We start from the raw sequence: 21,616 nt of genomic DNA, 5'->3' as shown, positions 1-21,616 counted from the left end.
CTCAACCTATCCGGACAGGCCGACCCGTTTCACCGCGTGACCGCCGAACTGGTTACGCAATGCCGAGACGGCTTTCATTGTCGGTGAATCCTCTTGCCGTGAAGCGAATCTCGCGAACAGCGAAGCCGCGATCACGGGGGTGGGGACACGGTGAGTGATCGCCTCCTCCACGGTCCACCTGCCCTCACCGGAGTCCTCGGTGTAACCGGAGATCCCCGCCAGGCCTGGATCCTCGGCCAAGGCCTTGGCCAGCAGCTGCTGCAGCCACGACCGGACGACGGTGCCGTTGGTCCAGGCCTGGATCACGGCCTGCGGATCCGCGATGAGATCCTCCGCGGCCAGCAGTTCATAGCCCTCGGCGTAGGCCATCATCAGGCCGTATTCGATGCCGTTGTGCACCATCTTCGCGTAGTGACCAGCACCGACCGGGCCGGCGTGGACGAATCCGTCCGCCAGCGGGCCCGCGGGGCGCAGGGTGTCGAAGATCGGCATGGCCCGCGCGACGTCGGCATCGGAGCCGCCGACCATCAGGCCGTAACCCTCGTCCAGACCCCACACACCGCCGGACACTCCGGCGTCGATGAATGCGATACCCTTGTCCGCCAACAACTTCGAGTGCGGACCGTCCTCGGTGTAGCGCGAGTTTCCGCCGTCGATCACCAGGTCGCCGGGTTCGAGGACGTCAGCCAGGGAGCGGATCGTCCCATCGGTGACCGGACCCGAGGGCACCATGACCCAGACCACTCGGGGTCCGGGCAGCTGCGCTGCCAGATCGGCGAGCGTGGCCACGTCGGTGACCTCCGGTCGGGGGTCGTACCCGATCACGGTGTGGCCGCCGCGGCGCAGGCGCTCGCGCATGTTGAAGCCCATTTTTCCGAGCCCGACAAGACCCAGCTGCATCGAGGACCCCTTTCCCAGTCAGTTCTGGCAGTCGCGGGTCACGACATCAACCCGGCAGCCGGACCGGCATCAACAGGTACACGTAGTCCGTCTGCACCGCCGGGAACGGACCGGTGCCGCTGATCAGTTCATCCTCGGAGGGGGCCGGCCGCAGAACCGCGGGCTTGCTCGGCGTGGTGAACCCGAACGACACCCGATCCGAGTGCAGCGAACCGAGTCCGTCCGTGAGGTAAGTCGGATTGAATGCGATGGTCAGGGGCTCACCGGCGAAGTCCACCGGCAGGTCCTCCTCCGCGCGACCGACATCGTCGGCACCGGCCGACAGCCGCAGCAGGCCGTCGCTGAACTCCATCCTGACCTGGGCGCCGCGGTCGGCGACCAGGGCCACACGCTTGATCGCCTCGGTCAGCTCCGAAACCCCGAGCGTGGCGATCGCGGTGTGCTCGGCCGGCAACAGCTGGCGGAATTTCGGGAACTCGGCATCCAGCAGACGAGTGGTGCTTCGCTTGCCGGCGCTGTGGATGCCCAGCAGGCCCTCCTTGCCGACGGTGGCACCGGCGCCCAGCGACAGATGGACCTCGGCTCCTGCCGCGCCGGTCTTGGCGGCCTCGGCCAGTGTCTTGGCCGGCACCAGCACGGCGGCTTCGGTGTCTGCGCGCGTCGCCGACCAGGTCAACTCGCGGACGGCGAGACGGAATCGGTCAGTGGCGGCCAAAACCACTGTCTCACCGGAGATCTCCATGCGGATGCCGGTGAGCATCGGCAACGTGTCATCCTTGCCCGCGGCCACGGCGACCTGGCCGATCGCCTCCGAGAACAGGTCCGAGGGCACCACACCGGTCTCCTCGGGCAGTGCCGGAAGGGTGGGGTAGTCCTCGACGGCCATGGTCGGCAGGGAGAATCGCGCGCTTCCGCAGGTCAACGACACCCGGGTGCCCTCGACACTGACGTCGACGGGTTTGGCCGGCAACGCCCTGGTGATGTCCGACAGCAGCCGTCCTGAAACCAAAACGCTTCCCGTAGAAGCGATTTCGGCTGCGACCTGCACTTCGGCGGACACTTCGTAGTCGAATCCGGAAACCGTCAGACCCTCTTCAGTGCCGGTGAGCAGCACACCAGCCAACACCGGCACCGTCGGCCTCGACGGAAGGTTTCTTGCCACCCATGCCACTGCGTCGGCGAAGTCGTCTCGAACCAGACGGCACTTCAAGTCGGCGCCGACCGTCGTAGTCGGCCCATCCACGGCCATAACGTCCCTTCGTCATTCCACACACAAGCTCCGACTGCGGAGCATCCTGTCATTGTCCAGGTACGACCCCCAAGGGGCGCCCCCGACCCGATGACCGTAACCGCAGTCGAAGAACAACCGTAGAGCTTTCACCCTCAACTTGAAAGCTATTCGATCGGGGTGACATGTGCGCATTGACACGCAGGTCATGGACGGGAACAGGTGCTGTGCATCAGCTCTCCCCAACGGCCTGTTTCTGAAGAGCTTTCTAGAGAGATAACGGAGTAACAGTAATAGGGGCTGTGGAAGCTGTGGATGAGTGTGGGTCGGCGCAGACCAGAGGCCCCAGGAGGGTGTGCAGGGTCGGTGGATGACACTGCGGACGGCCGGCGCCAGCTGTGCAGAGTCTGCGAGTTCTCCACTCGTGTGCGCAGCTGTCACTGAATAGTCGGCAGGTTGTCCACAGCTGTGTGCACAGGGCGTTGGTGTGACGGATGGTGCGCCAGCGACGGAAGTTTTTTTCAGATTTTTCGGCAGCACACAGCGCCGGCATGAGGTCCGGAGCGACGAAACAGAGGAGGAACGACGACGGCGTCAGCGCTTGGAGCGCTGACGGATCCGAGTGGTGAGTTCCTTGACGTGATCGAAGACCTCTCGGCGGTAGGCCATTTCGTTGAGGATCTTCTTCTGCGCATACATGACGGTGGTGTGGTCACGTCCGAATGCCTGCCCGATCTTGGGCAGCGACAGATCAGTCAGCTCGCGGCACAGATACATGGCGATCTGCCGAGACTGTGCCAACGCCCTGGTCTTGCCGGGGCCCCGGAGCTCCTCGACGGTGGTGTCGAAGTACTCGGCGGTGGCGGCCATGATGGTGGCCGCACTGATCTGCATGGTGCTGGCATCGGCGATCAGGTCGCGCAGCACGATCTCGGCGAGGGCGGTGTCGATCTGCGCTTTGTTGAGCGACGCGAACGCCGTCACGCGGATCAGGGCGCCTTCGAGCTCGCGGATGTTGCGTTCGATGCTGCTGGCGATCAGTTCCAGCACGTCATCGGGCACATCCAGGCGTTCCATCTGTGCCTTCTTGCGAAGGATCGCGATGCGAGTCTCCAACTCCGGCGGCTGGACGTCGGTGATCAGACCCCACTCGAAACGAGTGCGCAGGCGATCCTCGAGGGTCGCCAACTGTTTGGGGGGCCGGTCGGAGGAGATCACGATCTGCTTGTTCGCGTTGTGCAGCGTGTTGAAGGTGTGGAAGAACTCCTCCTGGATGCCTTCCTTGCCCTCGATGAACTGGATGTCGTCAACCAGGAGCACATCGATGTCGCGGTAGCTGCGTTTGAAGGCGACCTTGCGGTCGTCGCGCAGTGAGTTGATGAAGTCGTTGGTGAACTCTTCGGTCGAGACGTACTTCACGCGCATGCCGGGGAAGAGGCGTTGCGCATAGTTGCCGGCCGCATGCAGCAGGTGGGTCTTGCCCAGACCCGACTCGCCCCAGATGAACAGTGGGTTGTACGCGCGGGCCGGCGCCTCGGCGATCGCCAGCGCGGCCGCGTGCGCGAACCGGTTCGAGGCGCCGATGACGAAGGTCTCGAAGGTGTAGCGCCGATTGAGACTCGTGCTCGGTGTGGCGGTGCTTCCACCGGAGGCGCGGCGTTCGGTGAAGTGCGACGGCCAGGATTCGGCGGCGCTGGCCAGCGCCTGGCTGTCCTCGTCGGTCTCGTCTTCGTCGTCGTCGACGTTCAGCGAGGACACGGGGGCACCGTCGAGGGACGGATCCGTGGTGTCCTCGTCGTCGTCGGTCGACGGCGGTGCGATCCGAACGCCCAGTTCGACGCGCTGGCCGAGGCGCCGGCTCAGGGCATCGGTGATCTGGATGCGCAGGTGCCGTTCGATCTCGTTCTGCACGAAACTGCTCGGGACCGACAACAGGGCAAAGCCCTCGACGATCGTGAGTGGTTTGACCAGCTTCAGCCAGGCTCTTTGCTGAGGAGTCAGCGGCCGGCTGAGGGACTCACCATTGGTCCGCGGCGATCCGGCGTCGAGTTCCCCGTTGAGTTCCGCGACGACCTGCGCCCACATGGAGGCAAAGTCGGAACTGGGATGATCGGTCAAAGACGGATCCCCCTGTTTCGGACGCTGCGCACAACCAATGGATATCTGAACGAGACCAGTCTGTCCACATAGTTATCCACAGATGTGGACAGTATGCCTGTCCTCGTTGGCAGTTTACCGGCGGTGTCTGCTCAGGCTGTTCTGTTCTGTCGAGCCTGGTTGTTTCGCTTGACGGTTTCGGGGCCGTCCACGCGGAACGGCACTCGCAGAAGCTAACAGGTTTGTCTCGGGGTGCCAACCGTTCTGCAACATTGCCGTAAACGTTTTTGTGCGCCTCTACCGCGAACTGGGTTTGTGTGGTCTGGACTACACCGATCACGTGGCCGATCTGGAAGTCTTGCGGTGTCCGGCCGCAGAGCCCGGATGACCAAGTTTGACCCAGGCAACGCAGGTCAGTACCCTCGAACAGTCGCCCGGACGTTGGCGATACGGCTGCGAACCCGACGATCCGATTCGGATCCCGGCGGGCGCGCCGGTTACGAGCGAGACCCGAACTTAGCAACGGGTGTCGCGTGCGCCCTGAAGGCGGACGCGGTACCCACACGTAATGAGGAGAGACAGCCGTGGCCAAGGGCAAGCGGACATTCCAGCCGAACAATCGGCGTCGTGCACGTGTGCATGGCTTTCGCCTGCGGATGCGGACCCGTGCGGGTCGCGCCATTGTGTCGAACCGGCGCGCCAAGGGACGCCGCTCGCTGACTGCCTGATCTCTGGCAGTCGCTGACGGTGCTCCCGGCCCAGTACCGGATGACCCGGTCCACCGAGTTCGGTGCGACGGTCAAAGAGGGGGTGCGGGCGGCTCAACCGGATCTGGTGGTGCATGTGCGCCGCAGTCCGGACGGAGTCGACGGACCCCTCATCGGATTGGTCGTCAGCAAGTCTGTGGGATCGGCCGTACAGCGGCATCGCGTCGCTCGGCGTCTCCGGCATGTGGCGAAAGCCGTCCTCAACGATCTCTCGCCCGATGAGCGTGTGGTGATCAGAGCTCTTCCAGGCAGTCGCGACGCCGCTTCCGCTCGGCTGGAACAGGAACTGCGTGCTGGGTTGCAGCGGTCCCACAAAGTCCTGAACGCACGTCGATGACAACGCTTCGCGACGGAATCCGCCGGGCTCCGGTTCGAGCCGTCATCTACACCATCCAGCTCTATCGGCACATGGTCTCGCCCCTGCGGTTGCCGACCTGCCGATTCATGCCGACCTGCAGTCAGTACGCCGTGGAGGCATTGTCCGAGTACGGGCTCGTCCGCGGCGGTTGGCTCGCGATGGTCCGCCTCCTGAAATGCGGGCCATGGCATCGGGGAGGATGGGACCCGATACCCGAGCGGCACCCCTCACATCACGAGTCGCCAGACACCGACGCCATCGAAGCCGACGGCAGGAACGAGTCGCATGTTTAATTGGTTCAGCCTCGACATCATCTATTACCCGGTCTCCGCGATCATGTGGGTCTGGTACAAGGCGTTCGCCTTCATCCTAGGACCGACCAACTTCTTCGCGTGGGCGCTGTCGGTGATGTTCCTCGTGTTCACGCTGCGAATCCTGCTGTACAAGCCGTTCGTCCGGCAGATCCGGACCACGCGTCAGATGCAGGAACTGCAACCGCAGATCAAGGCCCTGCAGAAGAAGTACGGCAAGGACCGCCAGCGGATGGCGCTCGAGATGCAGAAGCTGCAGCGCGAGCACGGGTTCAACCCGATCCTCGGCTGTCTCCCGATGCTCGCGCAGATTCCGGTGTTCCTCGGCCTGTTCCATGTGCTGCGGTCGTTCAACCGGACCCAGGGCGGGTTCGGACAGGTGCATCTGTCGGTGGCGGAGAACCGCGCCACGGGCAACTACTTCTTCAGCGCGACCGACGTCGGAAACTTCCTGGATGCCCACCTGTTCGGGGCGCCGCTGGGCGCGACCATGATCCAGACCACGGGTCTGGACGCGTTCAAGGAGTTCAACCGGCTGTCGGTGATCGCGGTCGGTGTGCCGATCATGATCCTCGCCGGCGTCGCGACCTACTTCAACAGCCGTGCCTCGGTCGCGCGGCAGAGCCCCGAGGCCGCGGCCAATCCGCAGACGGCCTTGATGAACAAGCTCGCGTTGTATGTCTTCCCGCTCGGCGTCGTCGTCGGCGGCCCGTTCCTTCCGCTCGCGATCATCATGTACTGGTTGGCGAACAACATCTGGACGTTCGGTCAGCAGCATTACGTGTTCGGCAAGATCGAGAAGGAAGAGGAAGCCAAGAAGCAGGAGGCGCTGGAGCGTCGCTCGGCCAACGCACCGGCACCCGGTGCGAAGCCGAAGCGCCCGAAGAAGTCGTCGGCCGCCGCGGCCACCTCTGAACTGACCGACAGCACCGGCATCGAGGGGGACGCGGCTGCGGAGGAATCCGCCGCTGACGACGGAGCCAAGCCGGCCTCCGAGGCCGAGGCGCCTGATCGCGCACCGCGTCCCGGTGCCAAACCCAAGAAACGTCGACGCTGACCCGACGCGTCAACCGCCCCACAGTGAGCTGAGAGGGACCGAAAGAACATGACTGACACCACCGACACCGCCGCTGAGAACGTGGACCAGAACAACGACGCCGTCGAGGCCGACGAGAAGCTGGACGACCTCGAGGAGCGATTGGTCGCCGAGGGCGAGATCGCCGGCGATTACCTCGAGGAACTGTTGGATCTGTTGGACTTCGACGGCGACATCGATCTGGACGTCGAGGGCAACCGCGCAGTGGTGAGCATCGACGGCGGCAACGATCTGGAGAAGCTCGTCGGTCGCAAGGGCGAGGTTCTCGACGCACTGCAGGAGTTGACCCGGCTGGCGGTCCATCAGAAGACGGGCGAGCGCAGCCGGCTGATGCTGGACATCGCGGGCTGGCGCAAGCGTCGTCGTGACGAGCTGGCCGCCCTCGGGGACAAGGTCGCCCGGCGCGTGCTGGAGACGGGGGAGCGCGAGCAGTTGGCGCCGATGACCCCGTTCGAGCGCAAGATCGTCCACGACGCCGTGGCCGCGGTTGACGGTGTGCACAGCGAGAGCGAGGGCGTGGAGCCCTCCCGACGCGTCGTCGTGCTCGCCGACTGAACTTGGCACCTGAATCCCCAGAGTTACAACGATGTAGTTCTGCCGAGATGGCTGGACCTCCGGAGGATGTTTCACGTGAAACATGACGGCGAGACCGCGCCTCCCTCGGCAGCGCACGAGGTGTTCGGCTCCCACATCGACACCGCGGCCCGCTACGCCCAGCTACTGTGCACCGCTGGTGTGGAGCGTGGCCTGCTGGGCCCGCGTGAATCGGAACGGGTGTGGGACCGGCACCTCCTCAACAGCGCGGCGATCGCCGAACTTGTGAAGCCGAATGAACGCGTGCTCGATGTGGGCAGCGGAGCCGGCCTTCCAGGAATCCCACTCGCGATCGCGCGAGCCGACCTCAGCGTCGGACTGATCGAACCTCTTCTGCGCCGCGCCAACTTCCTCACCGAAGTCGTGTCCGAACTCGGCCTGACGAATGTGACCGTGATCCGCGGAAGGGCTGAGGACCGCGCGGTGATCGCGGAACATGGTGGAGCCGATGTGGTGACCTCCCGTGCGGTTGCCGCCCTCGACAAGTTGAGCCGGTGGTGTCTGCCCCTGGTTCGGCCTGGCGGCCGCATGCTGGCGTTGAAGGGTGACCGTGCCGACAGTGAAGTCGCGGAGCACCGGCGTGTGATGGCATCGTTGGGTGCCACTGATGTGAGGGTGATGAGATGTGGCGGGACGTACTTGGATCCGGCGGTGACCGTCGTCGTCGCTCACCGATCAGACACGAAGCCGGGGCGCCCCCAGCGCCCGGCCAGCAGGAGGGGACGATGACCACGCCGCAGCAGCCACCGAGCCGGGTCAGCCCGAAGCGTGCCGATGTTTCACGTGAAACATGGCCGGATCTCGGTGAGTTCGACACCCCGATCGGGGCCGCCGCTGAACGTGCCACCCAGGTGCTCCACACCAAGCAGCGCCTGCCGCGCCCGACCCACCGTAGGGTGTTCACCATCGCCAACCAGAAGGGTGGCGTCGGCAAGACCACGACGGCGGTGAACCTCGCCGCGGCTCTGGCCGTGCAGGGGCTCAAGACCCTCGTGATCGACCTGGACCCGCAGGGCAACGCCAGCACCGCGCTGGGCATCGAGCGGAGGCAGTCCGGAACCCCATCCTCCTACGAGGTGCTGATCGGGGAGATCCCGCTGCGAGCGGCGCTGCGGCAGAGTCCCCACAACGAGCTTCTGTACTGCGTGCCGGCGACCATCGACCTGGCCGGCGCTGAGATCGAGTTGGTCAGCATGGTCGCCCGCGAGAACCGCCTTCGCAATGCGCTGGCTGAACTCGAAGACTCGGATTTCGATTACGTCTTCATCGACTGCCCGCCGTCGCTGGGCCTGCTGACCATCAACGCGCTGGTGGCCGCGCCCGAGGTGCTCATCCCGATCCAGTGCGAGTACTACGCGCTGGAAGGTGTGTCGCAGCTGATGAACAACATCGAGATGGTGCGTGCACATCTGAACCCGAGGCTCAACGTCACGACTGTGCTCCTGACGATGTACGACGGGCGGACCAAGCTCGCCGATCAGGTTGCCGAGGAGGTGCGGCGCTACTTCGGAGACAAGGTGCTGCGCACCGTGATCCCGCGCAGCGTGAAGGTCTCTGAGGCTCCCGGATACAGCATGACGATCATCGATTACGACCCCGGATCACGCGGGGCGATGAGTTATCTGGATGCCAGTCGGGAGATCGCCGAGCGCGGAGTCATCGGGAAGGGGCAGCAGTAATGACACAGCCGTCACGTCGTAAGGGCGGACTCGGACGAGGTCTGGCGTCGTTGATTCCGACCGGACCCGCGGAGGGCGACGAATCGACACCGCGGATGGGTTCGGCGGCAGCTGATGTCGTGCTGGGTGGGGGCACGCCGCCGCCGTCCGTCGCGCCGGAGATCACCGACGACATCGGTGCGGTGTACCGCGAGGTTGATCCCGCCTCGGTCGAACCGAACCCACGTCAGCCGCGCCAGGTCTTCGACGAGGAGGCGCTGGCGGAGCTGGTGCACTCCATCCGTGAGTTCGGCCTCATGCAGCCCATCGTCGTTCGAGAGCTGCCTGAAAAGCCCGGCAAGTACCAGTTGGTGATGGGGGAGCGGCGCTGGCGGGCCGCACAGCAGGCCGGCCTGACCGCGGTGCCGGCGATCGTCCGGGAGACCGCGGATGACAATCTGCTTCGGGACGCGCTGCTGGAGAACATCCACCGCGTTCAGCTGAACCCATTGGAAGAGGCGTCGGCCTATCAGCAGCTGCTCGACGAGTTCGGTGTCACCCACGACGAACTCGCTTCGCGGATCGGACGGTCGCGGCCCCTCATCACCAACATGATCCGGCTGCTGCGCCTGCCCATCGCGGTGCAGCGCAGGGTTGCGGCCGGGGTCCTCTCCGCCGGTCATGCCCGGGCGCTGCTGGCGCTCGAGGCGGGACCGGAAGCCCAGGAGGAGCTCGCCGCGCGCATTGTCGCCGAGGGCCTGTCCGTCCGTGCGACGGAGGAGGCGGTGACGTTGGCCAACCGGGCGGACGGACCGACGCCGACGGCGCCGCGGCGTAAGCCGATCCAGATGCCGGGCCTGCAGGACGTTGCTGAGCGGCTGTCCGGAGCGTTCGACACCCGCGTCACGGTGAGCCTTGGCAAACGCAAGGGCAAGATTGTGGTCGAGTTCGGCTCGGTCGACGATCTGCAGCGCATTGTCGAGTTGATGGACCAGAACAAGCAGTGAAAACGCGCATCCACCGACACCGGGTAATTACGTCACTGTGACGCAGAGCTGGTCCGGTGTCGGTGGCATGACCGGCTCCTCCTCGAATGCCGTTGGCGGCCAATCTGTTTGGTCAATTACAGGCCAAACTGGTCGGCGTCGGCGTTCCTCTCCTATTCTGGAGATGCCGTTGGGCACCGCTGGACGGCAGGAAGGTCTGAAACCCTAGTGTCTGCTCGCATATCGCCGCTTCGGCTCGAAGCCTTCGAGCAGCTGCCCAAGCACGCCCGGCGGTGCGTGTTCTGGGAGGTCGATCCCGACACGGTGCCCGGTGATGACCACCTCACCGATCCCGAGTTCGAGAAGGAAGCATGGCTGTCGATGGTCATGTTGGAGTGGGGTTCGTGCGGGCAGGTCGCGACGACGGCGGTTGCCGGGCAGAATCCGGATGACGCGCAGTGTGTGGGGTATGCGCTGTACGCCCCGCCGCACGCCGTCCCCAGGGCGCAGCGTCTGCCGACCGGGCCGGTCAGCGCGGACGCGGTGCTGCTGACGTCGATGGGTACCGAACCGGGGCACGAGTCCGACGGCTTGCCCCACACACTGATCGCCCAGGTGGTCGCCGAACTGATGCGTCGCGGCGTGCGCGCCCTAGAAGCGTTCGGCCGCACGGCCGAGGCCGGGGAGCTCCTCGACGGGTCGGTGGAACCCGATGAGGGGGTCGCGGTTGCAGCACTGGGGGAGTGCTCATTCGACCAGTGCATGATCGACGCGGACTTCCTTCAGGATGTCGGCTTCGTCGTGGTTTCCCCGCACCGGTACTTCCCACGTCTGCGTCTCGAACTCGACAAGGGGCTGGGCTGGAAGGCTGAAGTCGAGGCCGCCCTCGAACGCCTCCTGGACAGTGCGCAGCTGCAGCAGCCGCTAGGAGCGGTCACCGCCAGCAGCTGCTGAACGCCGGCGCGCATATCCAGCGCGGCGCGGATGGGTTCAGCGCCCGGCCTGCTCCACCGACAGTTCGTGGGCCAGCAGTTCGGCGAACGTGAAAGTCCCTGTGGGACGGTCGTTCTTGCCGAGCAGGTACAGCCGCTTCACTGCGGCCAGAACGCCTTCGGCGATGGCGTCGCGGGTCTGTGCGGACACCAGCATCGACCGGTCCCGGGGGTTGGTGATGTAGCCGACGTCGACCTGAACGGTGGGCATTCGGGTCAGACGCAGCAGGTCCCAGGTCCGACCGTGGGTACGGCAGTCCCGTAAACCGGTGCGCGCCACCACTTCTCGCTGAATGAAATCGGCCAGGTTACGGCCGATGGTGGACACCGAGCCGTGCGAATTGCCGAAGTGGAACGAGGCGACGCCGTTGGCGGCCGGACTGGCCTGGGTGGCGCAGCGCAGGCTGATCATGAGGTCCGCACCCACGGCGTTGGCGGTGGCCGCACGCTGGGCGTCGGTCGGGCTGTGGTTGGCGGGCCGGGACAGGAAAGTCTCCATGCCGATCGCCGTCATCCGGCCCTCGAGCCTGCTTGCCAAGTCCCACAGGATGTCTGACTCACTGATAGGGCCCTCAGGGCTCTGGGTGATCAGACCGTGGTCGGCGCCGCCGAGACCCGGATCGATGATGATGCGCTTACCGGACAGCTTCGGTCCGGACCGGCGTACCAACTCCTCCTCGCGGATCGCGTGCGGAGAACCGCCGGTCACCCGCGAGCCGAGGAAGTACAGCGAGCGCAGCGTCTCCGGGCCACAGATACCGTCCGCGGACAGCCCGTACTCGCGTTGGTAGGACGTCAGAGCGTTGTGGGTCTGCAGTCCGAAGTATCCGTCGACCAGGCCGGTGTAGAAACCGAGATCCTGCAGGCGAGACTGCAGGGTCGCGACGTCGTCGCCGTACATCGGGGCGCCGAACTGGTGGTTGAGGGTTCGCGCGCCGAGACGGTAGGACGCCTCTTTGATCGAGCGGTAGGTGGCCTCACCCACGATGCCGTCGACGAGCAGGCCCCGGCGCTGTTGGAATGCGCGGACGGCGTCGTCGAGCTCGGCGTCGAACATGTCGACTGCGACGTGCCTGCCCGTCGTCAGGTCGGCGTCGGGGCTGTCGATCAAACCCAAGGCTGCCAAGGCAGCTCGGATCTCGGTCACGGCAAGACCGCGGTCACCGAGGCGGAGCACGTCTGGCGTGTCTCCGTTGCGGGGACTCGACATCGGTTATGACCCTTCGGTCGCGGCGGTCGGCGATCACATCGAACGCCGTCCATGGCAGGGCAGACTGCTGAGTATTCTCTCAGACCGTCGTCTGATTCAGGAAAACCCCAGGCCAATGCAGCGCGTCGGACGGCACCCAGTCGGGTGGCGTCGACGGTCAGGACACGACGTCAGACAGTTCGCGAAGCAGTGCCGCCTTGCCCTTGGCGCCGACGATCCGCTTGACCGGTTCGCCGTCCTTGAACAGGATCATCGTCGGGATCGACACCACCTGAAAATCGCGAGCGGTGTTGGGATTCGCGTCGACGTCGAGTTTGGCGACCGTCAGCTGGCCGGACTTCTCCGCAGCGATCTCCTCGAGAACCGGTGCGACCATCCGGCACGGACCGCACCAGGTGGCCCAGAAGTCCACCAGCACAGGGGTGTTGCTGCTCAGAACGTCATCGGAGAACGAGTCGTCGGAGACTTCGATGGTGGCCTTGCCGGTCATTGCTGAGCTCCAATCAGATCGCTGTTCTCATCGCTGGCCTCGGCAAGCCAACGTTCGGCGTCAATCGCGGCCGAACAGCCGCTGCCCGCGGCGGTGATGGCCTGCCGGTAGGTGCGGTCCACCAGGTCGCCGGCGGCGAACACACCCTCGACAGAGGTGGCGGTGGTCCGGCCCCGGACCTGGACGTAACCGTCGGAGTCGACGTCGACGACGTCGCGGACGAGCGCGGAGCGCGGATCGTGGCCGATCGCCACGAACACACCGGTCACGGCCAGTGTGGACTCGTCACCGGTCAGGCTGTCCCGGACCCGCAGGCCCGACACCGTGTCGGTGCCCTCGACGGCGACGACCTGCGTGTTGGTCAGGAATCTGATCTTGTCGTTGGTGCGGGCGCGCTCGAGCATGATCTTGGAGGCGCGGAACTCGTCGCGGCGATGGACCAGAGTGACACTGCGCGCGAAACGGGTCAGGAAGGTGGCCTCCTCCATGGCCGAGTCACCGCCGCCGATGACGGCGATGTCCTGGTCCTTGAAGAAGAAGCCGTCACATGTGGCACAGGAGCTGACGCCGCGGCCGAGCAGCTCCTGCTCGCCGGGGACGCCGAGGTAGCGCGGGGCGGCGCCCATCGCCAGGATGACGGCGCGCGCGTGATAGGTCTCACCACCGGCGGTGGTCACGGTCTTGACCGGACCCTCCAGCGAGACGTCCTCGACGTCCTCCATCTGCAGGTCAGCGCCGAACCGCAGGGCCTGTTCGCGCATCTGATCCATGAGCTCCGGGCCGGTGATGCCGTCTTTGAAACCTGGGTAGTTCTCGACCTCGGTGGTGGTCATCAGGGCGCCGCCGAAGGACGTGCCCTCGAAGACCAGGGGAGCCAGCTGGGCGCGTGCCGTGTAGACCGCAGCGGTGTAACCAGCCGGTCCGGAACCGATGATGATGACCTCATGGATGGTCGGGTTGTCGGTCATGCGGGCCTTTCTACCAAGCTGCCGACAACGCCGGCAGCTGCACGTGTTCTAACACCAGCGTAGGGCGGGGTGTTCCCACTGTGAGCGGGGCCTCGACGATCGTCGCACGCGAGTGCGTGGCGTGGCGTCCCGTCAGCCCGCGGCGCCCGTCGGTGGGGTGCGCGCGACGGTCCGGTCCGCGAGCAGGCCGGTGTCGGCGGCACTGCAGTTCGGGGCCACCGCGATGGCCGCCACGGTGTCCTCGGTGTCGCCCGGCAGCACCAGGACGACCCCGCGATGGCCGTCGACGTCGACGGGTCGTGCGCCCAGGGCGACGGTGCCGGCGGGGTAGCCGAGGCCGGTCAGACACGACGCCCGCCTGCCGGGGTCGGCGAGCGCACCGTAGTCGGGAGGCTGGCGCAGCAGGGCCAGCACCTCGCTGTCGTTGAGCGGGACGACGGGTGTGACGGTGATGTGGTGCATTGACGTGGGTGCCGACGGCGTGTCCTGCGGATACCGCAGAAGCGCCACGGTGCCGAAGCCGACCGCGGCCACCGCGGCGGTTGCGCCGGTGAGGGCCGCGGCCAACCGCAGGGTGTTGGCGCGGGTCTGTGGCCTCCCGGCGTGGGCGGGCGCGCGGTCAGTGCCGGTCACCCGGTGGGCGGGCGGTTCGGGCTCGTGTGGCGCAGGCAGCACCCGATCAGTGTCCAGCAGTGGCGCACGCGGACTCCAGCGAGGGCCCGAGCATTCTGGACAGTGCCGCCCTGGCCCGGGACCGGCGGCTCTTCACAGTGCCCTCTGGGACGCCGAGCAGGCGCGAGGCCTCCGAAATCGAGTGGCCATGGAGGTCGACGGCCAGGACGGCGGCCCGCTGGGCTGCGGGCAGGCGCAGCAGTGCGGCCCTGACGACGATGGCGGTGTCCACCTGCTCGCGGCTGTCCACGGCGGCGTGCCGCCACTCGTCGGTGCCCGATGGGCGGGGCTGGCTGGCGTTGCTGCGGTGACGGTCGATGCACGCGTTGCTGACGATCCGATACAGCCAACTGGTGACGGCGGCCTGATGGCGGAACACCGGTGCCCCTCGGTGGGCGGCGAGCATGGCCTCCTGAAGCGCGTCGGCGGCGTCTTCGGCACTGGCGCAGCGCAGCGTGGCGAACCGGCTCAACCGGTCCACATGACGCAGGTACAGCTCGGCAAAGGCCAAGCGGTCGCCCGCGACATGGGCGGCGAGGAGTTCGGCGTCACTGCGGGGTGCGGGGGCTGAGATGGTGATCACGCGCCGGACGGTAGGCCGCTGTGGTGGCGACGGCACTTCACCGCGGGCGTGGCCTGTGCACAGCCGTCACTCAGCGGCGTTGAGGGTGATCTCGGAGATGTCGGTGCGGCTCTTGCCGTCGACGGTGCCCAGCGTCGAAATCCAAACCAGCACATTGGAGGTGGGCTCCGAGGCGTTCACCTCGATGGTGTTCTTGCCGCGCTGCAGTGTGGTCGGTTCGGTCAGTGCCGTGGTGTCCTCGAGGCTACTCGGACTCGAGGTGGACGATGACCGAATCTGGACCGCGGTGCCGGTGCTGGTCACGTCGACGGTCACCGAGCCGAGCGTGATCGGCTCGGGCAGGGTCAGCAGCAGGCCGACGCCATTCTTGAAACCGGGGAACGGCGCGGGGTCCGAGTAGGTGTCGGTCGGCCACGCCGTCGATGGGTCACCGTCGATGGCCAGCTCGGCCTTGCCGGGCTCGTCGGCCTCACCCTCGGGTGAGAACACCGTGGCCCGAAGAGGTTTCACGGACGCGCCACTTTCGGCGGTGGTGCCCTCGGTCGTCGAGGTCTGCGGGTTGAGTCCCAGCTGGTCGCCGTCGAGGCCGCCGCCGACGTCACCGAAGATCCGGCCCAACAGGGATGCCAGCGCGATCAACGCCACCAGCACGATCGCGCCGGCGACGCCACCCCCGATCAGCAGGGCCTTCCGCCGCTTCGCCTGCGCCGCCTCGTCGGAGTCGGCCACGGCCGGCCGGGCATCGGCCTGCTCGACGGGCTCGATCAACTCGGTGCGATCAGCGACCGCGGTCGCCTGCTGAAGCAGGTTCAACAGTGTTGGCGCCGTGCGGATCCCGCCGCCCTCCTGCACCGACCGCGCGGCGGCCGCCGAAATCTGGAACGGGATCGTGCGGTCGATCGAACGCGGTTCGACGGGCTGACCCGCGGCGTCGAGGTCTGCCGGTTCGAGGCTGCTGGAGGTGCCCCGCACGGGCAGCGGCCACCGGTCGACCAGCAGCGCATACAACGCCGCGCCAGCCCCGCGGATGTCATCCTCGGGCGTGGCGTCCGGCAGAGTCCCCGGAAATGCCAGCACCACATCGCCTTCCACGCTGACGCGGATGCGACTGGGGTGGTCGAGCGACAGTGCGACGCCGGCCTGATGGGCGGCTTCGGCAGCCGAAGCCAGCGACTGCACGGCGCGCGCCCCGCCGATGGGTGAGGGTGACGTCTCGGCGACCTCTTCGAGCGATCCGCCGCGAATCCACTCGGAGACGATCAACCCGCCGGCTCCGGTGTCGGCGACATCCAGGATCCGCGCCACACCGTTGGACTCGATCCGGCTCAGTTTCATTGTGCGCGAGAGGATCTGCTGCACCACACTGTCGGGCAGCGCACCCTCTGGGTCGACGAACGTCAGCGCGACCTGGCGGTCCAGGGCGGTGTCGAGGGCCTGCCAGAACTGCAGGTGCGGCGGTCCGCCGTGGAACACCAGCAGGCGATAGCGGCCGTCGGCGATGCTGGCCCCGGCGATCAGGTAGACGTCCTCGTCGGCTGCGGGGTCCATGGACCGCTCGCGGGGGGCGTCGAAGGCCAGCGGTTCCCGGCTGGGGTCACCCGCGAAGTCCCCGCGGGGCCGCGCCGGGGGCACGACATCGGTGGGCTGCTGGCCGGCCGGCGACGGCGTTGCGTCGGGCTGGAAGTCCTCGGGGGAGGTCCGGGGCAGCTTCGTGGTGGCGTCGGGCGTCGGGTCGACCGAAGGTGTGTCGCCTGCCACCGCTCCTCCTGCGATTCCAACCCCGGCAACCGTTGCTGGGGTCCCCAGTGGGGATGGCTCGGCGGTCCGTTCTTGGCCGGTTCCCGCCGAATTCCTCTGCTCAGGGTACTTGACCGCACCCGGCGCCGGATGCGGGTCGGCCGCGCCGGAATGAGTTGCGGCTACCTCGTGACCTGGTCGTAGCCGGCGCAGGACGGCGTCGCGGGCCGCGATGGCCTCGGGGACGCGAGCGGCCAGCATCACGCCGATCACAATCGGCAGCATGAGCACCCCGAGCACCGCCAGCCGCAGCAGGGAGCCGGCGCCTCCCGCAGCCTCGGTCAGCGACGCGAGGCCAAGCAGCCGGTCGGCGAGGTGTCCGAGCAGGCCCGAGGCCAGTGACGCCGCCAGGGTCACCAGAATGGTGCGCACCACGGGAAGTCCGAGCAGCTGGCCACGCGGAGGCCGCAGGGCGCGCCGCAGCAGGATGTGTCCGGCGATCGCGCCGGCCAGGAAGCCCAGCCCGTTGGCCAGCCCGAGGAATCCGGCCACCAGTTCGGGGTTGTCGGTCATGTGCGGGGCCAACAGCGACGCCGCGATCTTGACGATCGTGATCACGACGATGATCGCGATGGGGATCCATGGCTGTTCTCGGGCGTAGAAGACGCGCAGCTGCAGGAGCACGAGCGCGTAGGGGATCAGCGTGAACGACGACAGCGCGATCGAGACACCGAGGTAGTGGGCGTCGACATCACCGAACTTGCCGTAGGCGAACAGCGCGCTGCCGATCGCGGGTCCGGCGACGGTCATGAACGCCACGATCGGAATCAGGGTGATCATGGTCAGCCGCGTGGCCAGCGACAGGTCGGCCAGCACCGCGGGGGTGTCGTCGGCGGCCGCGTTGCGGCTCAGCCGCGGCATCACGACGGTCAGCACGGTCACGCCGATCATGCCGAACGGCAGCATGAGCACGAGCCAGGTGTAGTTGTAGATCGCCGGCCCTGAAGCCGCTGCCGTACTGGCGATCTGGTTCCCGACCACGAGGCCGATCTGGCTGATCAGGACGTACAGCACCATGGCCGCGGCCATCGCCCCGAAACGTTTGAGGCGGTCGTCCACCCCCCACAGGGGTCTGAGGCTGATGCGCTCCCGGCGGATCGCGATGTAGAGCACCGCGGTCTGTGCGACCACACCCAGCGTGGTGCCGATACCGAGCACCAGCAGCTTGGCGTTGCCCATCTCGACGGGGTCCACCGAGAGTTCGCCCGGCACGGCCACGTAGAGGCCCAGGGTCGCGATGGCGACCACGTTGTTGACCACCGGGGCCCAGGCCGGGGCCCGAAATTCGTTGCGATTGTTCAAGATCGCCATGAACACCGAGGACAGCCCGTAGAAGATCACCTGCGGCAGAAGCAGATACGCGAACGCTGTGGTCAGCGGCTCGTTCACCTGCGGATCGCCACCGAGCATCAGGCGCACCAGTACCGGTGCCCCCAGCACCGACAGCACGGTCGTGACCAGCAGCAGGGTGGTCGCCAGCGTCACCAGGCGGCGGACGAACGCCGCCCCGCCATCGGGGTCGTCGAGTTCGGCGCGGGCCAGCACCGGGACGAAGATCGCCGTGAAGGTGGCCTCCAGCACCAGGGCCGCGACCAGGTTGGGCAGTTGGTTGGCCACAGTGAACGAACTCGACAGCGCTGCGCCCAGAATCGCGGCCAGCAGCACGATTCGGATGAAGCCGGTGATGCGGCTGATCAGGGTCGCGAACGCCATGCCCCACGACCGCGACACCACGGCTGAGTCGGACAGTTCGGGTCGCGCCGCCGGACGACGAGCGGTCGGCGGCGGCGCGGTCGGGCCCTGCCGGGGGCGCGGTGCGGGTCGGCGGCGGGCGTCGTGGGGAGCGTTCATGATGGGGTTGGTGCGGTCCGGTCGTCAGGCCGGTCGAGGTCGGCGCGGTCGGGTTGACCGCGGAAACGATGCCACAGCCGCCGTGCGGTGAGTGTCACCAGGACGGCCGCGGCGGCCAGGGTGATGAAGAACAGCACCTTGCCGTAGGCGTTGGAGTGCACCGACAGCCGCACCGGTTCGCCGAGGGGCAGCCCGGCCGGTGTCTGCAGGGACACGTCGACGGCGACACGCTGCGTGAAGTGCACCTCGATCGGGACTCGGATCGGCAGATATCCCGGCGGCAGCTCCTGTTCACCGATGTCGGTCACCGCCATGCCGGGCGGCGCGTCGACCGACAGGCGCACCCGGATCGGCACCGCGAGGTCGTTGCGCAGGGCCAGCGGCAGGGGACTGCGCTCGGTGGCCAGCGTGTAGGAGCCGCCGGGGTTGACGATCGTCACGGCGCCGAACAGGTCGCTGATCGTGGCGCTCACGACCCCGACCCGGGCGGCCGCCAGATCGTTGCGCACCGCGGGCCGCTCGGCCTGGCTCAGCGCGCGCAGCATGTCCTCGCGCAGCGGAGCGGTGTACTGGACGCCGGTCAGCCCGGTCTGCGGGTTGGTGGTCAACGCGGCCGTCAGCCCCCACAGTCGACCGACCTGCCAGCTGATGCGGCTGGTCACCTCGTCGTCGAACTGTGTGCCAGGCGGTGTGCTGGACACCGCCGCGGGGTCGGGCGGTGCGGTCGATGCCGCGGCCTCCGACACGACATCGGGCAGCGGCCGGGGTACGGCCAACCCCGACCGGATCATGGTCCCCAGCGTCGTCAGGATCCCCTGCGCGTCGGGGGGCTCGAGATTCCACTTCAGCGGCGGCATCAGGAACTGGGTCCGCGGGTCCGCATCGGGCTGCAGGCTGCGCCAGAGCATCGCGGCCAGCGCGTCCTGGCGCCGCGCCGTGCTGGATGCCTCACGTACCGGAACCTCGAGCGCCGCGTCGAGGTAGTTCGGTTCGACGGGCTCGGAGCCCGCTGCGGCGAGCGCGGCGCCGACCGCGGGGTCGAACGGCGCGAGCACGACGTTGTGGGAGGCGCGCCGGACCGCGAGATCGGCGCCGGTGCCGTCCTGCGTGGAGTCGTGCGCCGGGGCCAGGGCCACGGTGGGCCCCTGAGCGTCGAGCAGCTCGGTCGCCCTCTCCGTCAGCGGTTCGTCGCCCAGCAGCGTCGCCCCGCGCACCGAGCGCACCCCGAGCAGCTGGTCGACGAGGTCGGCAGCGCCCGTCGTCGCGAACCCGCTCAGGCCGGCGTCGTTGACGCGCTGCAGCGCGTCGAGGTCCGCCTGGGCGTAGGGCGTCGCGATCACGCACATCCGCGACGCGAGTGCGCGCAGTCGGTCCAGCCACGCGGTGGCGGCCTCGCTGCCGGTCCCGGGATGGCTCGCGGTGCTCAGCCCGTCGTCACTGTCGGAGACCGTGTAACCGGCGGTCATCGCGTTTACGGTGACGAGCAGGTCGGGGTCGACCGCGAGGCACAGCGCACGCCCGACCTCGTTCTCCGGATCGACGGCGGGGTTCGTTGCGAACTCGGCGGCCCCGAGCAGGGTGTCGAGTCGGCCGCCCTCCGCCAGCGACGTGGCCAGGTCGTCGTCCATGAGGCGCACGGGAGTGGTGCCGCCGGGCACGCCGGGGGCCAGCCGGGGCTGGTCGGCCAGCGGCCAGATCATGGTCAGCTGCACGGGCCGGGTGATGTCCGGCGGCAGGACCCCCTCGACGCCGTTCGCCACGGCAGGTTCGGCACCGGCCTCGCGGGGCAGCCCGAGGACTGGAAGCAGGAACCGGGCGTCGTCGAGGCGGGCGGGGGCGCCGTAGTCCGGGGTGCCGTTGACGTTGACCAACAGGGGGTACACGCCGGGGGCGCCGATGCCCAGGGTGGGCTGGTCGGCGGAGCGCAGGGGATAGATGAAGCGGAAGGTCGCCTCCTGGCCGCGGTTGAGTTGTCCTGAGACCGCGACGAATTCGCCGACCGCCTGGTACTGGTCGGTGGACCCGGTCAGTTCGGTCCGCAACGCGGACGAGCCGGCCACACCGGGGGCGTGCTCGAGGCGGGCGACGACGTCGCGGACCGGGCGATCGCCGACGTTGGTCACGGTGCCCGTGACGGTCACGGTCGGCTGGCTGGCCGTGGTCACCACGTCGGGCGTGACGCTGTCGATGCGCACGGTGACGAACGGTGTCTCGCCGGGCTCACCCGCGGCGGCGGTGGGCACAAGGGCCGGCAGGAGTGCCAGCAGAACCACCAGGAGCAGGGTCGCGCAGCGTGGCACCACGTGGGATCGGTGCCGGGACGTCGTCATTGCTGTGGTCCGCGACCGCCCGCTCGGCCGGCCGCAGAACCGTCCGGGCGGTGGTCGCGGGTGCGCGAGTGGGTTTGGGGGCGGCGGCGCGGCGCGCTCGGCGGCAGCGGAGGCAACGCCGACGGGCCGTCGGTCTGCAGCTTGTTGATCAGCTCGCCCGCGACCTCGGCCAGGCGGCGCTCGTCGGCGTAGGCGAGCCGGGACGGCAGTTCCTGCAACGGGACCCACGCCACCTCGGCGACTTCGACGTCCTCGTCGGACAGTTCGCCGCCGGAGAACCGGAGCAGATAGTGATGCACGGTCTTGTGCACACGCCGGCCCTCGGTGACGAACCAGTAGTCGATGCTGCCCAGCGCGGCCAGCACGGTGCCCTGAATGCCGGTCTCCTCGGCCACCTCGCGGATCGCGGTCTGCTCGGCGGTCTCACCCTGCTCGATGTGCCCCTTGGGGAGTGACCAGAGCATCCGGCCCCGGCGATCGATCCGGCCGATCAGCGCCGCCGTCTGCTCTTCCCGGGGGCCGTCGATTCCGTCGATGACCAATCCACCCGCTGAGGTCTCGTGCACGGTGCGCAGTCGGGGCCGCTGCCTGCGGTTGCCCTTACTGGAGTCCTTGGCGACGGGACGGTCGGGTCGCTCCGGTTTGGGGACGGGGGGGGGGGGCCGCCGGCGCGCGGCCGGGGGGGGGGCGCCCCCCCCGGCCCCGACAAGCACGACCGGGGAGGGGCG

At 67.6% G+C, this 21,616-nt stretch carries 20 protein-coding genes; 9 read left to right on the top strand and 11 right to left on the bottom strand.

Annotated features, from left to right (window positions below; all coding sequences use genetic code 11):
• Window positions 1-6 precede the first annotated feature (6 nt).
• The 3 genes from gnd to dnaA form a co-directional block, all read right to left on the bottom strand.
• Window positions 7-900: a phosphogluconate dehydrogenase (NAD(+)-dependent, decarboxylating) gene (gene gnd, locus A5727_RS10235; RefSeq protein WP_068248534.1), complete on the bottom strand. Its 894-nt coding sequence runs from the start codon at window positions 898-900 to the stop codon at window positions 7-9.
• Between the two features lie 46 nt (window positions 901-946).
• The gene (gene dnaN / locus A5727_RS10230; RefSeq protein ID WP_068248568.1) at window positions 947-2,143 is read right to left on the bottom strand and encodes a DNA polymerase III subunit beta; all 1,197 of its coding nucleotides are present in this window, start codon (window positions 2,141-2,143) and stop codon (window positions 947-949) included.
• 579 nt (window positions 2,144-2,722) lie between these two features.
• Window positions 2,723-4,213, bottom strand: coding sequence for a chromosomal replication initiator protein DnaA (gene dnaA, locus A5727_RS10225; RefSeq protein WP_068248533.1), 1,491 nt, complete (start codon window positions 4,211-4,213; stop codon window positions 2,723-2,725).
• A 596-nt stretch (window positions 4,214-4,809) separates the two neighbouring features.
• Here dnaA and rpmH point away from each other — a divergent pair.
• From rpmH to A5727_RS10185, 9 genes are all read left to right on the top strand, one after another.
• Window positions 4,810-4,953 carry a 50S ribosomal protein L34 gene (rpmH, locus tag A5727_RS26905; protein ID WP_082949722.1) on the top strand — a complete coding sequence of 48 codons (144 nt, stop codon included), beginning with the start codon at window positions 4,810-4,812 and terminating at the stop codon, window positions 4,951-4,953.
• Window positions 4,954-4,972: 19 nt separating this feature from the next.
• The gene (gene rnpA / locus A5727_RS10220) at window positions 4,973-5,329 is read left to right on the top strand and encodes a ribonuclease P protein component (RefSeq protein WP_068248532.1); all 357 of its coding nucleotides are present in this window, start codon (window positions 4,973-4,975) and stop codon (window positions 5,327-5,329) included.
• Window positions 5,326-5,643, top strand: a complete 318-nt coding sequence (yidD, locus tag A5727_RS10215) for a membrane protein insertion efficiency factor YidD (protein ID WP_068248530.1) — start codon at window positions 5,326-5,328, stop codon at window positions 5,641-5,643. The genes rnpA and yidD overlap by 4 nt, the downstream gene beginning before the upstream one ends.
• On the top strand, window positions 5,636-6,718 hold the full coding sequence (yidC, locus tag A5727_RS10210; RefSeq protein ID WP_068248528.1) for a membrane protein insertase YidC: 1,083 nt from the start codon (window positions 5,636-5,638) through the stop codon (window positions 6,716-6,718). The genes yidD and yidC overlap by 8 nt, the downstream gene beginning before the upstream one ends.
• 48 nt (window positions 6,719-6,766) lie before the next feature.
• A complete protein-coding gene (locus tag A5727_RS10205; RefSeq protein WP_068248526.1) occupies window positions 6,767-7,312 on the top strand; it encodes a Jag family protein in 546 nt (181 codons plus the stop codon).
• A gap of 66 nt (window positions 7,313-7,378) precedes the next feature.
• Window positions 7,379-8,080 carry a 16S rRNA (guanine(527)-N(7))-methyltransferase RsmG gene (gene rsmG / locus A5727_RS10200; protein ID WP_068248524.1) on the top strand — a complete coding sequence of 234 codons (702 nt, stop codon included), beginning with the start codon at window positions 7,379-7,381 and terminating at the stop codon, window positions 8,078-8,080.
• On the top strand, window positions 8,077-9,030 hold the full coding sequence (locus A5727_RS10195; RefSeq protein ID WP_068248521.1) for a ParA family protein: 954 nt from the start codon (window positions 8,077-8,079) through the stop codon (window positions 9,028-9,030). Before rsmG ends, A5727_RS10195 begins: the two co-directional genes overlap by 4 nt.
• Window positions 9,030-10,016 carry a ParB/RepB/Spo0J family partition protein gene (locus tag A5727_RS10190; RefSeq protein ID WP_068248518.1) on the top strand — a complete coding sequence of 329 codons (987 nt, stop codon included), beginning with the start codon at window positions 9,030-9,032 and terminating at the stop codon, window positions 10,014-10,016. Before A5727_RS10195 ends, A5727_RS10190 begins: the two co-directional genes overlap by 1 nt.
• A gap of 207 nt (window positions 10,017-10,223) precedes the next feature.
• The gene (locus A5727_RS10185) at window positions 10,224-10,949 is read left to right on the top strand and encodes an acetyltransferase (RefSeq protein WP_068248516.1); all 726 of its coding nucleotides are present in this window, start codon (window positions 10,224-10,226) and stop codon (window positions 10,947-10,949) included.
• A 36-nt stretch (window positions 10,950-10,985) separates the two neighbouring features.
• Here A5727_RS10185 and A5727_RS10180 read toward each other — a convergent pair whose 3' ends face one another.
• From A5727_RS10180 to A5727_RS10145, 8 genes are all read right to left on the bottom strand, one after another.
• Complete coding sequence (locus tag A5727_RS10180; RefSeq protein WP_068248514.1) at window positions 10,986-12,197, bottom strand: N-acetylmuramoyl-L-alanine amidase; 1,212 nt, start codon at window positions 12,195-12,197, stop codon at window positions 10,986-10,988.
• 157 nt (window positions 12,198-12,354) lie between these two features.
• Complete coding sequence (gene trxA, locus A5727_RS10175; RefSeq protein ID WP_068248511.1) at window positions 12,355-12,687, bottom strand: thioredoxin; 333 nt, start codon at window positions 12,685-12,687, stop codon at window positions 12,355-12,357.
• Complete coding sequence (gene trxB / locus A5727_RS10170; RefSeq protein ID WP_068248508.1) at window positions 12,684-13,655, bottom strand: thioredoxin-disulfide reductase; 972 nt, start codon at window positions 13,653-13,655, stop codon at window positions 12,684-12,686. Before trxB ends, trxA begins: the two co-directional genes overlap by 4 nt.
• Before the next feature lie 132 nt (window positions 13,656-13,787).
• Window positions 13,788-14,330 carry an RsmA family anti-sigma factor gene (locus tag A5727_RS10165; protein ID WP_068248506.1) on the bottom strand — a complete coding sequence of 181 codons (543 nt, stop codon included), beginning with the start codon at window positions 14,328-14,330 and terminating at the stop codon, window positions 13,788-13,790.
• A gap of 4 nt (window positions 14,331-14,334) precedes the next feature.
• Entirely contained in the window at window positions 14,335-14,910 is a 576-nt protein-coding gene (sigM, locus tag A5727_RS10160) for an RNA polymerase sigma factor SigM (RefSeq protein ID WP_068248504.1), read from the bottom strand.
• A 66-nt stretch (window positions 14,911-14,976) separates the two neighbouring features.
• Window positions 14,977-18,558 (bottom strand): lipid II flippase MurJ, encoded by a 3,582-nt coding sequence (locus tag A5727_RS10155; RefSeq protein WP_068248502.1) that lies wholly within the window; start codon window positions 18,556-18,558, stop codon window positions 14,977-14,979.
• Window positions 18,555-20,888: a hypothetical protein gene (locus A5727_RS10150; protein ID WP_068248500.1), complete on the bottom strand. Its 2,334-nt coding sequence runs from the start codon at window positions 20,886-20,888 to the stop codon at window positions 18,555-18,557. Before A5727_RS10150 ends, A5727_RS10155 begins: the two co-directional genes overlap by 4 nt.
• The gene (locus tag A5727_RS10145; protein WP_231992023.1) at window positions 20,885-21,601 is read right to left on the bottom strand and encodes an NUDIX hydrolase; all 717 of its coding nucleotides are present in this window, start codon (window positions 21,599-21,601) and stop codon (window positions 20,885-20,887) included. The genes A5727_RS10150 and A5727_RS10145 overlap by 4 nt, the downstream gene beginning before the upstream one ends.
• Window positions 21,602-21,616 lie beyond the last annotated feature (15 nt).

It is taken from the genome of Mycobacterium sp. ACS4331 (assembly GCF_001667265.1).
GTDB lineage: Bacteria > Actinomycetota > Actinomycetes > Mycobacteriales > Mycobacteriaceae > Mycobacterium.
The sequence above is the reverse complement of the archived record's forward strand: the minus strand, read 5'-3'. Positions and strand labels throughout refer to the sequence as shown.